The sequence below is a fragment of the Streptomyces sp. NPDC096339 genome (assembly GCF_044762985.1).
GTDB lineage: Bacteria > Actinomycetota > Actinomycetes > Streptomycetales > Streptomycetaceae > Streptomyces.
On the sequence record NZ_JBIWFI010000001.1, the window covers coordinates 454,729 to 468,079 of the forward strand.

Here is a 13,351-nt window from a genome sequence, read left to right on the forward strand (position 1 = left end):
GGCGTCCGGAAGATCCGGACTAGGCCGCGTCCTTCGGGTGGGGCCGGTCGGCGATCTCCATGGCCCAGGCGTGGAAGGCCGCTCGGTCCTGCGGCCGGATGCGCAGTTCGGCGGGTACCAGTTCGGAGGCGGCAGCGTCGAGGAGGTCTGCGAGGCCGAGGTGGCACCAGTCCCAGTGCACACCGTTGTAGGCGGCCATGAGGGGGCCGACCCGCTCGCGGATCCGGACCGTTTCGGCAGGCCCGACCCCGTTGCGCGCCAGTCGGTCCAGGGTCTCCGCCTGGTGCCGGGCGTCGAACCAGGTGTCGAGGAAGGGCTCGAGCAGGTCACCCCAGATGTCGGGGCGGTGGCGTACCGGTATCCCGTTCTCGGCGCAGAACCGCTCGAGTGCGGCGGCGTCCCGGGAAGACACGAAGACCGTGTCGCCCGAAACGATGCGCAGCTCGGGCGGGCTCGCGGCCGGGTCGGCGTCCCTGACGGCCGTTGCGGGCAGGGCCCGTCGCGGCGCCGCGCCGTCCGCATCGGGCACGGAGTCCGGGAAGCCGGCCCAGTTGGCGTGGACGTGGATGCTCACCGGGCCATCCTGCCCCATGACACGCCGGGTTCGGGGGCTTGCGAGGGCACTTGACGGGGTTTCAGGGCCGGCACTCGACAACGTTTCCGTTGCGGTGGCCGAGCAATCCGGCCAGAAGACTTCCGGCGCGATGCGACATGTGAAATTTTACATGTCACACATCAACGGCCCGTGTCCCCAGCACGCGGCCACAACGGCCCCGGAGGCCCCCACAGATGCTTCCCTTCCGCATACCGAAGGCGGGCGCGCGCAGACTTCCCGCGCTCGGCGCAGCCGTCTTCATCGCGCTCGGCCTGTTCACTCCGCAGAGCCAGGCCGCCTCCGTCGGTGCCACGGCCCCGGCCCCGGCCCGGGCCCTGGCACCGGCCCGCGCGAGCGGAACCGCGGCCCCAGCCCCGCGGTCGATCCCGGTCCCCCGGTCGCCCGACGCGATGAACAACGGTTCGCGCTTCCGGATCTCCTCTCAGGACAGCGCCCGGGAGTCCGCCCCGGCGCCCGTCCCCACGCCCACGCCCACCGTCAAGGCCGGGAAGCAGTCTTCGGCCGCCGCCGGGGACGAGTGCGGTGACCTCTCCGGAGTGATCAACGCGACGGGCGGCGCGCTGGTCCAGCAGCTCAAGGCCCTCCCCCGCATCGACTGCACCTACCCGCTGTTCGGCCTCACCGGGGACAACGCCCGCAAGGCCTTCCGTGAAGCCCAGATGGTGACCGTCGCCAACGCCCTGCGCGATGCCTCCGCCACCTACTCGGGCAACAACAGCGCCTCCGTCGGCCAGTTGGTGCTGTTCCTGCGCGCCGGCTACTACGTGCAGGACAACCACGCGGACGTCGTCGGCGACTACGGCACGGCGCTCGACGGCGCGGCGCGCGGCGCGCTGGACGCCTTCTTCGCCTCACCGCGCAGCAAGGACGTCACCGACGCCAACGGCGAGATCTTCAACGAGGTCGTCACGCTGATCGACAGCACCCACACGGCCGGCCGGTACGCCGGCGTGGTCAAGTGGATGCTCGGCGGCTACGACGCCACATGGCCCGGGCAGATGAACCTCGCCATGCAGCACGTCGAGTGGGTCGTCGAGAACGGCTTCAAGGCCAAGAACGACGCCCGCGGTTGGCGGGCCGCCCTCAAGGCCGACCCCTCGATCCTCGACACCTGGGCCGGCTTCATCACGCGCAACGGCGCGCAGCTGAACCGCCTGGACGTCGTCAGCAACGTCGGCCGCTACCTCGGCTACGCCCTCGACGTCCCCGAGCTCAAGGACCGGCTCCGGCCGCTGCTGAAGGACCTCGTCAACCGCTACCCGAACGTCGGCCCCACCGCCCCGATCACCATGAACCTCGGCTGGTACACGCGCCAGTACGACCGGGGCAACTGCGCGGCCTACGCCATCTGCGACCTGGGCGAGCGCGTGCTCCCGACGGTCCTCCCGATCCAGCGCACCTGCACCCCGGGCCTGAAGATCCGCGCCCAGGACATGTCCCCCGGCCAGCTCGACAGCACCTGTACGAGCCTGGTCAACCAGGACGCGTACTTCCACCGGATCATCGGCGACAAGGGCCCGATCCCCGGTGACGTGAACACCGACCTCGAGGTCGTCGTCTTCGACGACTACACCCAGTACTCCCTGTACGCCTGGGCCATCTACGACATCGACGTCGACAACGGCGGCATGTACGAGGAGGGCAACCCGGCCGTCCCCGGCAACCAGGCCCGCTTCATCGCCCACGAGGCCCACTGGCTGCGCCCGGACTTCCAGATCTGGAACCTCAACCACGAGTACACCCACTACCTCGACGGCCGTTACAACATGGCCGGCGACTTCGAGGCGGGCATCACCACACCGACCATCTGGTGGGTCGAGGGCATAGCCGAGAACATCTCGTACGGATACCGGGGCGAGCGCAACGCGGACGCGATCGCCGAGGCCCGCAAGAACACGTACAAGCTGAGCGACCTGTTCGACACCGTGTACGACCAGGACGGGGATCCCGAGGTCAACTCGAACCGTGTCTACCGCTGGGGCTGGCTCGCGGTCCGCTACATGCTCCAGGCGCACCCCGCCGATGTTCAGACCGTGCTCGGCAAGTACCGCGCCGGTGACTGGAACGGTGCCCGGACCTTCCTGAAGCAGACCATCGGCACGGGCTACGACGCCGGCTTCGCCACCTGGCTGTCGACCGCCTGCGCGACGAACGACTGCGGCCCGCTCCCGGAGGCCCCGTCCACCCCGCGGTGCACCCTGGCCGACCCGCGCCAGTTCGACCAGAACTGCCGCCGGGACGACCTCGCGGCCTCCGCCGGCAACTACAGCTACCACTTCGTCTACCTGCCGGCCGGCGTCAAGCAGCTGACCATCACCAGCAGCGGCGGCACCGGCAACGCCGACCTGTACTACGGCGGCAGCGGCTGGGCCACCACGGGCAGCCACCAGGCGAAGTCCACCAACGCCGGCAACGGCGAGACCCTGACGATCGACAACCCGCCGTCCGGCTGGGTCTACTTCAGCCTCGCCGCCGCGCAGGACTTCAGTGGCGTGAGCCTCTCCACACAGTCCAAGTGACCCGGCTCGCCGCGGCGGCGGCGACCGCGTGACGCACGAAAAGACGCTCGGCGGGGAGTCCCTGCCGAGCGTCTTTCGTGCGTCTGCTGCTGCGCCTGTCGGCTTAGTACCAGTGGTTGGCGGACCAGAAGTTCCAGGCCTCGACCGGGCTGCCGTAGCGGGAGTTCATGTAGTCCAGGCCCCACTTGATCTGGGTGGCCGGGTTGGTCTTCCAGTCCGCACCCGCCGAAGCCATCTTCGACGCCGGCAGGGCCTGGGCCAGACCGTAGGCACCCGAGGAGGCGTTGGTGGCCGTGTAGTCCCAGCCGCTCTCGTGCGAGATGATCTTGTCGAAGGCCGCGAACTGCGCCGGGTCCTTGATCATCTGCCGCGCGATCGCCTTCGCGCTCATCGGGGCGGCCTGCGCCGGGACCGTGGCCAGCATGGAGCCGGCGACACCCAGGGCGAGGACGGTACCCGCGAGGGTCTTCTTCGAAGCGGCGATGCGGCGGATGACGGCGTTGGACACGGACGGAACCTTCCGACGGGAACAAGGGCAGTCGCGGGCACACCAGAGGCATGCGTGAGCCACTCACGCGGAGGAGAGGGGTTCGTGGGCGGCGGGTGAAGCACCCGTGCCGCCCGGCGACTCATCCAGTTCTACCGACGCCCCCACCCCCTGGCAACGACCCCCCTTACTAGACGGCATCGCAGAACGGGCCGGACGACCCCCCTCCCGGAAGCCGACACGGGGCGTCCGAGAGCTACTAGCGCCGTTCGTATGTGACGTGGGTCCTGTGGGGCGCCTCACCGCCGAAGGCCCCGAATCTCACCGGGTGCATCCGGACGGTCACGTCTGGGCCGGGTCCTCCACGTGGTCCCCGAGGGTGAGCAGGACGCGGCGCAGCAGGACGGTGAGCTGGTCGCGTTCGGCGGTGGTGAGCCCGGCGAGCTGGCGTTCCTCACCGATGAGGTGGTGCTCGGCGAGGCGGTTGGTCAGTTCCCGGCCGGTGTCGGTGAGGGAGATCAGCACCCGGCGGCGGTGGGCGGGGTCCACGGCCCGTTCGACCAGGCCCTTCTCCACGAGGTGGTCGATGCGGTTGGTGAGCGCCGCGGAGCTGACCATCGCGGCCGAGCTGAGCTCGCCGGCGCTGAGGACGTGGGGCGTGCCGGAGCGCAGCAGGGTGGCCAGGACGTCGAACTCCCAGGGTTCGACGCCATGGACGGCCAGGTTCTCCTTGATCCCGCGCTCCAGCAGGCGCGAAGCGCGGGAGAGGCGGCCGATGAGCGCCATCGGGGAGGTGTCCAGGTCGGGGCGGACCGCGCGCCACTGGGCGGTGATGAGATCGACGCCGTCGTGCTGCGGCTGCTGTTCCGTCATGTGCCGAGCCTAACATCTCGACATGGAAATGTTTGACATCGCCGATCATGACTGCCTATAGTTTCGACATCGAAATTTTCGTCGTAGGGGGAATGTCATGAAGGTTCTGCTCACCGGCGCCACCGGCTACATCGGCTCCGCCGTCACCGACCACCTCAACGCCGCCGGGCACCAGGTCGTCGCCCTCACCCGCGGCGCCGAGCCGCAGCCCAACCGCGGCTGGCACGCCCAGCTGGTCGGCGACACGGCCGACCCCTCCTCGCTGGCCGGCGCGGTGACCCCGGACATCGAGGCCGTGATCCACCTCGCTCCCCCGAGCGGCGACGCCGACACCGACACCGCCGCGATCGAGGCGCTCGCCACTCCCCTGCGCGGCACCGGCCGCCCCTTCGTCTACACCAGCGGCGTCTGGGTGCTCGGCGCCACCGGTGAGGCCCAGGAGGTGGGCGAGGAGACCCCGACCAACCCGATCGGCATCGTCGGCTACCGCCCGCGGATCGAGCGGCAGGTGCTGGCGGAGGCCGCCGAGGGCGTGCGTGCCGTCGTCGTCCGTCCCGGCATCGTGTACGGCCGCGGTGGCGGCATCCCCGCCATCCTGGTCGACCGGGCCCGCCGGCAGGGGGTGCCCGAGTACTACGGCGAGGAGGGCGTGCGGTGGCCGACCGTCCACGTGGACGACCTGGCCGAGCTGTTCGTGGCCGCCGCCGAGCGGGCGGAGGCCGGTACCGTCTGGCACGGCGTCGGCGAGTCGGCCGTCCCGGTCCGTGACCTCGCCCGGGCCGCCGGCCGCGCGGCCGGGGTGCTCGCCGCCCCGCGCGTGGTGGCGGTCGAGACCGCCGCCGAGGTCTTCGGCCCGCTCTTCGCGGACGCGCTCGCCCTCGACCAGAGCGTCAGCGGCGCCGCGGCCCGTACCGTCCTCGGGTGGCGGCCGGGCCGGCCGGACGCGGTGGCCGAGCTCGTCTCGGGCTCGTACCGGCCGGTCGAGGTGTTCGGCGCCCCCGACGGCCCGGAGACCGACGCCGAGGTGGCCGCGATCCGGCGCCTGGTCGCCGAGGTCGAGTACGCGCAGCAGAACGAGCTGGTCGACCGGTTCCTGGGCGTCTTCCGCCGCGAGGACCCGGTGTGGACCACCGGCCACGGCAAGCGGCTGTCGGGCTTCGAGGAGATCGAGACCTTCACCCAGAAGGTGCTGCCCGGTGCGACGGCCGAGTCCACCGCCGTCTACGACGTCGAGCGCGTGCTGTTCCTGCGGCCCGATGTCGCCGCGGTGAACGTCCGCCAGCAGCCGGTCCGCCATGACGGCACCCGGATCGCGGGACAGCACGAGGGCCGCCCCTTCTACATCCTGGTCAAGGAGGACGGCGCCTGGCGCGTCGGCGCCGCCCAGAACACCGTCGTGGTCGACTGACCTTCCTCCCCTCCCATCCTGTCGGCCCGGGGGCACACCGGCCCCGGGCCGGCGAGGGCGTGCGGGCCCGCGCGGGGGGCGGGCCCGCACGTGGGGTCCTCCCCGTGCCCTACGGCCGTTCGAAGGCCTGGAGCACGCCGCCGACCGAGAAGCACAACGCGCCGGCCATCGTCCCCCAGTTGGCGATGTCGGCGTTGACGAGGCTGCCGGTGGCCGGCCGGGTGAACGCGGCCAGCGCCGAGACCATGAAGAGCACCGAGCCGAACTGGTTCACGGCGACGACCCACCAGCCGAGGCTGCGCGATCGGAAGCAGGGCCGGGCCCGGTGGCAGATCTCGGCGAACGCGAGATGCCCCGAGATCAGGAACAGGACGCATCCGACCACATCGGGAGTCCAGATCAGCCGGTTGGTTTCCTGGGCACTGAGGCCTTGCCGGAAGGAGTCCAGCAGGTTGACGCCGAACACGAGCGTCCCGACGAACAGTACGAACGTGCTCAGCCAGTCCAAGCGCATCGGCTCGTATCCCCACCACCGCCAGCCCGGCGTGACCAGCGGACCGCCCCCCTCGGAGTGGCGGGGCGCGTTCAGCACTTGCAAGAGCGAGGTGTAGCCACCGATGTTGAAGAACAGACCCCCCGCGAAGTAGACGGAGGCGCTCACGAGCGCGTCGCCCGAGCCGAACTGGGCGATGGCGGCACCGAGCGTGAAGAGTGCTCCGCCGATGACGAACGCCCCCGAGGCGATGGCGTTGAGCCTCCGCAGGCGACCGAGGGCCTCGGCGTCGGCCGTGGAGGAACGCGTACCGGCGGTGCCTCCCGGACCGCGGACGGCCAGCGCCCCACGCCTGCGCGCGAGCCGTGACTCCCACACCACCGTTTCCCCTTCGGGGCGCTGCCACGTCAGCCGGGTGGTGAACGGTCCTGCGCCTTCGGCGCGCTGCTCAGGCTGTCCCACGGGCCGAGCCTAGCCGCGCGCACCGTGCCCGATGAAGAGTGAAACGTCCGTTTCCACCCCTGATGTTCGTGCGGGTTCCGGCCTTTCGGGCACGTCTCCCCCTCCTGCCGCGAGCAGAGCTCGGCCCATGCTCTTGCCGGGGCAGTGGAACTCGTCGACGATGCTCCACGACCCCGGCCGTCGGCATCCCATCTGCCGGACCGGGGCATTGGAGAACAGGAGAGACAGTGACGAAGAACAACAGCCCGAGAAGGCGCCCCGCGGCGGCGGCACTCATACCGCTCCTCGTGCTCGCAGGCCTCCTGCTGGGCCCGGCCGCCACCGGCGCGGCGGCAGCACCGGCCGTACGGCAGGCTCCCGCGGCGGCGGCGCTCCCGCACAACGCCCTCGCGGTCGGCGCCGACGCCGCGACCGGCCTGCGCGCGCCGATGTCGTCCCAGGAACGGGCCACCACCGGCACGAAGAAGGGCAAGAAGAGCAAGAAGAAGAGCGGGTTCTTCGGGAAGCTCGTGATCATCTTGATCGTCGTCGTCGTGCTGCTCGTGGTCCTGTACGGGATCCGCATGGCCCTGCGCCGCAGGTCCGCCTGATCTCCGGCCCGGGGGGCGGGTAGGCGGTGCAGGAAGGATCACCGTTCGGCGGGGCTGTTCTACCGTTGCGCCGTGACATGGAGCGAAGCGAGGTACCTCGACAACCTGCACGCCGAACGGCGCGCCTACGCATGGGTCATGGAGCATCACGGCGGGCTGCCCGCCACGGAGGCCATGGAAGCCGCCCTGGACTGCTATCCGTACGAACCGGCTGACACGCCGTACCGAGGCCTGGTGTTCCACGACGAGGCGTGGCACTGGGCGATGCCCGCGATTCACGGCGATCGGTACGTGACGGAGCACCCCGAGCTGGTTCACCCGTCACCCGGCTACCTGGCCCTTGAACAGCCGATCAGCGAGCGGGTACGGGAGGCGCGCCGGCCTCCGCGGCCCGGGGTCGGGAGAGTGCGAGGGGATGGTCGCTACCTGTAACCTTCCCCTCGCCGGTACCGGGGCGCGACGAGCCGGCCAGCCATTTCCGCTCGTTCCCCCCAGAGGACCAACGCACATGTTCAAGGTCAACGAATACTTCGACGGCACGGTCAAGTCGATCGCCTTCACCCAGGAGCAGGGCCCGGCGACCATCGGTGTCATGGCTCCCGGTGAGTACGAATTCGGCACGGACGCCCCGGAGATCATGCACGTGGTCAGCGGCGGTCTGACCGTCAAGCTCCCCGAGGCGGCCGATTGGGAGACCTTCTCCGCCGGCACCCGTTTCAACGTCCCGGGCAACAGCAAGTTCCAGCTCAAGGTCGCGGTCGAGACCGCCTACCTCTGCGAATACCGCTAGAGGGACCGCGGACCGTTCACGCGGTTCACGCGGTTCACCCCTGACGATCCGCGCGTGACGAGGGCCCCCGCCCTGCGGCCGGGGGCCCTTCCGCGTCGCTCAGGGATGGCGGGGACCAGTCGTGGTGCCGGAGGATCATGCGTACGGCGGCGCGCGAGGGCGTCAGGCGCATCGCCGTGTTGCGCAGGGCCACGGGCAGAGGGTGGGCGAGTTGATGGCCCATCCGCCCGGCCCGCCGGGCAGCGCGTGCGACGGCTTGGCTGCGTGGCCGGCGCTCGGCGTCGTACCGGGCGAGCGCGGCTTCCACGGTCGGCTCGGCGGCGAGCGCGGCGGCCAGCGTGACCGCGTCCTCCAGTGCCTGACAGGCGCCCTGCCCCAGGTTCGGGGTCATCGCGTGCGCCGCGTCACCGAGCAACGCGATGCGCCCGGCCGTGTACGAGGGCAGCGGTGTGCGCAGTTCGTTCACGTCGTGGTGCAGGACGGCGTCGGGCCGGGTCGCGTCGAGCAGGGCGGGGATCGGGTCGTGCCACGTATGGAAGCGCCGGCGGAGTTCGGCCGACGGGTCGGCGAACCGGGTTCCCGCGGGAAGGCCGAGGACCGCGTGCCATTCGGCGCGCCCGTCGGGGAAGGCGATGTGCCCGAACTCGGCCCCGTGACCCCACGTCAGCTCGAAGTCGGTGCGCAGGTCGACCGGCTCCTCGGTGATGGCGCGCAGTACGGTCGAGCCGCTGTAGACCGGTCCGGGGTGGGACGGAAACAGACGGCCGCGCACCTTGCTGCCGATGCCGTCGGCCGCCACCACCAGGTCGGCCTCCAAGGCGGTGGCGCCGCAGGCGACTCGAACCGTGCCGGGCCCGGCCTGTTCGACCGGGCCGGCCTCCGCGCCGATCAGCAGCGTCCCGGCGGGCAGGGACTCGCGAAGCAGCCGGTGCAAGGTGGCGCGCGGTATGCCCATGATGGGTGTGCCGACGGCCTTCTCCAGGGCCGCGCCGTCCATCCGGGCCAGCCGGCCGCCCGCCGGTGTGCGGGTGCCGCCGCTGTACTGGCCTCGCGATGCTTCCCGTACCGCCTTGCCCACGCCGAGTTCGTCCAGGGCCCGGAGGCCGTTGGCCGCCAGCGAGATGCCCGCTCCCGCGTCGTCGAGCACCGGCGCGCGTTCGACGACCGTGACCTCCCAGCCGATGCGGCGCAGACCGATCGCGGCGGCCAGTCCGCCGATTCCCCCTCCGACGATCACCGCTGTGCCGCCCATGGCGAAGCCCCCACTTCTTCTACAGGTGTAGAAGGACGACCCTACCCGGACTTCTACAGGTGTAGAAAGGAACCATGGCTACGGATCGGCGCACCCTGCTCGCGGACGCGGCTCTCGGCGTACTCGCCGACGAAGGGATCCGCGGCCTGACGCACCGCGCGGTGGACCGGCAGGCGGGCATGCCTCCGGGTACCACGTCGGCGTACTTCCGCACCCGGGCCGCACTGCTCACGGCGCTGGTCACACGTCTCGTCCAACTCGACCAGGCCGAACTGCACACGGCCGCCGAGCGGCTGCCGCCCCTGCGCACCGCGGAGGATCTGGTGGACGGCATCACGTCGCTCATCCGGCAGCGACTCACGGGCGAGGGCCGCCGCCGTTCGCTGGCCCGCCACGCCTGCGCCGTCGAGAGCGTCCGCGACCCGGAACTGCGGGAGATCCTCGTACCCCGCGAGAACGCCGGCCGCGAAGCCGTGCGGTCGTTCCTCTCCGCGCACCACGTGACGGACGTCGAGAGCCGCACACACACGCTGTTGACCTGCGTGGACGGGCTGGTCTTCGACCGCCTGGTGTCCGGGGGCGAAGTGCCGCGCGAGGCCCTTGAGGGCCTCGTGGCCGCCGCCCTGCGTTGACCGGCCGGGCGGTCCGGCCCTTCACATCCGCCAGTGCTGGCCGGTGTAGTTTCCGCAGGGGTTGAGCGTCAGACCGAGGTTGACGGCCGGGGGTCCGTTCGTGTCCAGGCACAGGCCGCTCGTCGGGTTGGTGAACCGGCTGCTGCCTGCGTCGTACGTCCATTGCTGGCCGCTGTAGTCGCCGCAGGTGTTGAGTACGACGGTGACTCCGATGGCGGGGCTCCCGCCCGTGTCGAGACACAGGTTGCTGGGGGTGTTCGTGAGGTGCAGGCCCGTCTGGTCGTGGCGCCAGATCTGACCGCTCCAGTTCCCGCACGCGCGGAGCACCAGCTCGAGTCCGGGGCGCTGTGGGCCGTTGGTGTCGATGCACAGGCCGCTGTGGGTGTTGGTGAGCGCGCCCGTGGACGCGGAAGGCGCCGTCGGCGGTGGAGTCTCCTGGGCGACTGCCGGGGTGGACGGCGCCGTCGACTCGCGGGTGGGCGACCGGGGTGTCGATTGGGGGGTGGCGGGCCGGGTCGAGGGCGTCGGAGACGACGATGGTGCCGTGCTCGCCGGGCGGCTCACGGGCGTGTTCCCACCGGACTCCGTCGAGTATCCCCGGCCCGGCAGCACCGTCCAGAGGATGCCTGCCGCCGAGAGCAGGAGCACCACCGCCGCCGCCGCGGCCGCCCGCGCGGTGCGGCGCTTCGGCGTGGAAACCGGCGGCGCGGGGGGCTCGGGCATCTGCCACGCCCGGGCGAGCATCGTGGTGACGGCGTCGGCGTCGACGACGGTCGTGGGGGCGTGGGCACCGGTCAGTTCGCCGAGGATGCGACTCGGGGTGGGGCGTTGATCGGGTGATCGGTTCAGGGCCGAGGCCAGCAGTGTCCTGAGACCGGCGGGAACGCCGTCGAGATCCGGTTCCTCGTGTAGGACCCGGTAGAGCACCGTCTCGAACTGTCCGGTGCCGAAGGGCGGCCGGCCGGTGGTCGCGTAGGCGACGGTCAGCGCCCACGCGAACACGTCGGCCGGAGGGCCGGCCTGTCCGCGCAGTTGTTCCGGTGCCATGTAGCCCACGGTTCCGACCGCGACACCGGTGCGGGTCACGGCGGTCGCGTCGGCGGCCTGCGCGATGCCGAAATCGATGACCTTCGGGCCCTCGTCCGACAGCAGTACGTTGCCGGGCTTGAGATCGCGGTGCACCAGGCCTGCCCGGTGGATCGCCACGAGCGCCTCGGCGAGCCCGACGGCGAAGCCGTGCGCCATCTCCCCGCGCAGCGGCCCGTGCTCCGCGACGTGCTCCGCCAGCGTCGGGCCTGGTACGTACTCCATGACGACGTACGGACTGCTCGCCTCGACCTCGACCCTCAGCACCCGTGCCGTACACGTGCCTTGAACGCGCGTCAGCGCCGCGGCCTCGCGCCGGAACCGTGCCCGGAACTCGGCGTCCGAAGCGAGTTCTTCGCGCAGCCGTTTGAGGGCGACGAGCCGGCCGTCGGAACCCTGGGCGAGGTAGACGACGCCCATGCCGCCGGCCCCCAGCCGACCGACGAGCGTCAACTCGCCGATCCGCGCCGGATCCCCCGCGCGCAGCCCACTCAAACCCACCTGGCTCCTCCTGAGACGTAAGGTCGTCGCGGACCGCGGGGCGCCGCTGCGGAGGCTCGGTCAGCCCCGCCGTGATCGCCCCCTCGATCCGGCTCAGGCCCAGGATGCAGTACGGCGACTCGGCTGGGCGCGGGATCCGTCGATGCCGACACCGAGCTGTAGCACGGGACACACGTCGCCCCCCCGCCCGCGCCGCCCCGCGTCGTGCGCCGACGCGTGCGCCGGCGCGCCCCATCAGGAGGGGTGGCCCTTTCCGGACCTCGCGGAGCAGGCGGCTCGCGAGGAGCTCGCCGCCGCCCGATCCTCGCGCGGGGCCGCACGCGACCACGTGAAGCGGCTGTCGGCGGCGGCCGGCAGCATGTCCCCATGACTCGCGACGATCTTGACATGATGTTCGCCTCCCCTTCCGCCCTGCTCGCCGCCGGCCCGGGGGGTCTCGGGGAACTGCCGCCCACGGGCGGTGGTGTGGGGCGCGAGGCCTGGGCTCAGGCCGTCGCGATACTCGACGGGGACGAGGTGCCGCGGGCGGAGTTCGCCTCGTGGCTGCATTTCGGCGCGAAGGTGCTCGGGCACGACGCCTACGCCGAGCTCGTGGCCGAAGCCGAGCCGGGCATGCCGTGGCGGACCGTCTGGGCCTGGTGGCGGCCGGTCGGGGCCTACCGGGCCAAGCCGAACCTGAGCGGGGACGCCAACGTCGAGGTCCACGAGGCGCCCGACGGCCGTCTCCTGCTCAAGCTGTGGTCGATGTGGACGCGGGAGCGGTGGCTCGACCCGGCCACCGGTGAGCGGGTCCCCGCGCCCGCCGACGGCGAATTCTCCGAGCGGCCGTACGACGCCCCCGTCGAGGGGCCCGTCCTGTTCGACCCGGACGACGACAGCGGCCTCCAAGTGCCCGGCACTTGGGAGGAGCCCACCCCCCTCGACGGTGGCCGCGTCCTGTTCCAAGAGCCGCGCGGCATCGTGGTCCTGGAGCGGAACGCTGCGGCGGCCGACGGGACGACGGACTCCGAGGCCGTCTCCTGGGGCACGTACGGGCCGTGGTTCGCGGGGCCGACGGCCGCCGAGGCGCCCCTGGACGCGGCCCGCATGGAGGAGGCGTTCGACGCCGACGGGATGGTGCTGCTGACGCAGGAGGAGCTGCCCGCCGCGCTGAGCCACGGACCCACTCGGGAGCTGGCCGTGACGGCGGGGCTGCCGACCTGGTTCGCCGCCGGGGTGGCCACCTTCACCCTGGCCTGGTCCGGCGGGAAGGGGCACGCTGTGGAGCCCGACGAGCACGGCCTGCTGCACTTCGGCACCATGGACCTGGCGTACGGCGACACCGGCCTGGTGCTCGTCCACCCCGAGACGGGCGCGGTGTCGATGGTCCGAGACGACGAGGGGCCGTTCCCCCTCGCCCGGGACACCGAGACCTTCGTACGGCTGCTGGAGGCCGAGTACCGGTTCATGAGCGCCTGTTGGGACTCGTACCCGGGCGAGAACGGCAAGCGGGACTTCCTGCGCGAGGTGGCCGCACTCGAACCGCTCGCGGTGGACGAGGATTCGCCCGCGGGGGACGTGTGGGGGCACCTGTTCGCGGCCGTGGTCGAACTCAGCCCGTGGGGGTTCTGACGCCGGAACTCCTCGCTCGGCCCCCCGAACC

At 71.6% G+C, this 13,351-nt stretch carries 13 protein-coding genes; 7 read left to right on the plus strand and 6 right to left on the minus strand.

The genetic code is table 11. From position 1 onward, the window contains the following. Nucleotides 1-19: 19 nt before the first annotated feature. Nucleotides 20-574, minus strand: coding sequence for a hypothetical protein (locus ACIQ5Y_RS02165; RefSeq protein ID WP_403874034.1), 555 nt, complete (start codon nt 572-574; stop codon nt 20-22). A gap of 215 nt (nt 575-789) precedes the next feature. Here ACIQ5Y_RS02165 and ACIQ5Y_RS02170 point away from each other — a divergent pair, with 215 nt between their 5' ends. Beyond that, entirely contained in the window at nt 790-3,135 is a 2,346-nt protein-coding gene (locus ACIQ5Y_RS02170) for a collagenase (protein ID WP_403874036.1), read from the plus strand. Between the two features lie 103 nt (nt 3,136-3,238). On the opposite strand, the gene ACIQ5Y_RS02175 is transcribed toward ACIQ5Y_RS02170, so the two are convergent. Further along, nucleotides 3,239-3,643: a transglycosylase SLT domain-containing protein gene (locus tag ACIQ5Y_RS02175; protein ID WP_403874038.1), complete on the minus strand. Its 405-nt coding sequence runs from the start codon at nt 3,641-3,643 to the stop codon at nt 3,239-3,241. 321 nt (nt 3,644-3,964) lie between these two features. After that, the gene (locus ACIQ5Y_RS02180; protein ID WP_403874040.1) at nt 3,965-4,495 is read right to left on the minus strand and encodes a MarR family winged helix-turn-helix transcriptional regulator; all 531 of its coding nucleotides are present in this window, start codon (nt 4,493-4,495) and stop codon (nt 3,965-3,967) included. Nucleotides 4,496-4,592: 97 nt separating this feature from the next. On the opposite strand from ACIQ5Y_RS02180, the gene ACIQ5Y_RS02185 reads away from it, so the two are divergent. Continuing rightward, on the plus strand, nt 4,593-5,903 hold the full coding sequence (locus ACIQ5Y_RS02185; protein ID WP_403874042.1) for an SgcJ/EcaC family oxidoreductase: 1,311 nt from the start codon (nt 4,593-4,595) through the stop codon (nt 5,901-5,903). 109 nt (nt 5,904-6,012) lie between these two features. On the opposite strand, the gene ACIQ5Y_RS02190 is transcribed toward ACIQ5Y_RS02185, so the two are convergent. Continuing rightward, nucleotides 6,013-6,858, minus strand: a complete 846-nt coding sequence (locus tag ACIQ5Y_RS02190; RefSeq protein WP_403874043.1) for a hypothetical protein — start codon at nt 6,856-6,858, stop codon at nt 6,013-6,015. A gap of 227 nt (nt 6,859-7,085) precedes the next feature. Here ACIQ5Y_RS02190 and ACIQ5Y_RS02195 point away from each other — a divergent pair, with 227 nt between their 5' ends. The 3 genes from ACIQ5Y_RS02195 to ACIQ5Y_RS02205 all read left to right on the plus strand — a co-directional run bounded on the left by ACIQ5Y_RS02195 (nt 7,086) and on the right by ACIQ5Y_RS02205 (nt 8,238). After that, a complete protein-coding gene (locus ACIQ5Y_RS02195; RefSeq protein WP_403874045.1) occupies nt 7,086-7,448 on the plus strand; it encodes a hypothetical protein in 363 nt (120 codons plus the stop codon). A gap of 72 nt (nt 7,449-7,520) precedes the next feature. Further along, on the plus strand, nt 7,521-7,880 hold the full coding sequence (locus ACIQ5Y_RS02200; RefSeq protein WP_403874047.1) for a hypothetical protein: 360 nt from the start codon (nt 7,521-7,523) through the stop codon (nt 7,878-7,880). 76 nt (nt 7,881-7,956) lie between these two features. Further along, nucleotides 7,957-8,238: a pyrimidine/purine nucleoside phosphorylase gene (locus ACIQ5Y_RS02205; protein WP_403874048.1), complete on the plus strand. Its 282-nt coding sequence runs from the start codon at nt 7,957-7,959 to the stop codon at nt 8,236-8,238. Nucleotides 8,239-8,272: 34 nt separating this feature from the next. On the opposite strand, the gene ACIQ5Y_RS02210 is transcribed toward ACIQ5Y_RS02205, so the two are convergent. Beyond that, nucleotides 8,273-9,490: an FAD-dependent monooxygenase gene (locus ACIQ5Y_RS02210; protein WP_403874050.1), complete on the minus strand. Its 1,218-nt coding sequence runs from the start codon at nt 9,488-9,490 to the stop codon at nt 8,273-8,275. A 74-nt stretch (nt 9,491-9,564) separates the two neighbouring features. Here ACIQ5Y_RS02210 and ACIQ5Y_RS02215 point away from each other — a divergent pair, with 74 nt between their 5' ends. Beyond that, nucleotides 9,565-10,122: a TetR/AcrR family transcriptional regulator gene (locus ACIQ5Y_RS02215; protein WP_403874052.1), complete on the plus strand. Its 558-nt coding sequence runs from the start codon at nt 9,565-9,567 to the stop codon at nt 10,120-10,122. A 21-nt stretch (nt 10,123-10,143) separates the two neighbouring features. On the opposite strand, the gene ACIQ5Y_RS02220 is transcribed toward ACIQ5Y_RS02215, so the two are convergent. Continuing rightward, nucleotides 10,144-11,709 (minus strand): protein kinase, encoded by a 1,566-nt coding sequence (locus ACIQ5Y_RS02220; RefSeq protein WP_403874054.1) that lies wholly within the window; start codon nt 11,707-11,709, stop codon nt 10,144-10,146. A 366-nt stretch (nt 11,710-12,075) separates the two neighbouring features. Here ACIQ5Y_RS02220 and ACIQ5Y_RS02225 point away from each other — a divergent pair, with 366 nt between their 5' ends. After that, entirely contained in the window at nt 12,076-13,320 is a 1,245-nt protein-coding gene (locus ACIQ5Y_RS02225; RefSeq protein WP_403874056.1) for an SUKH-4 family immunity protein, read from the plus strand. Nucleotides 13,321-13,351: the final 31 nt, after the last annotated feature.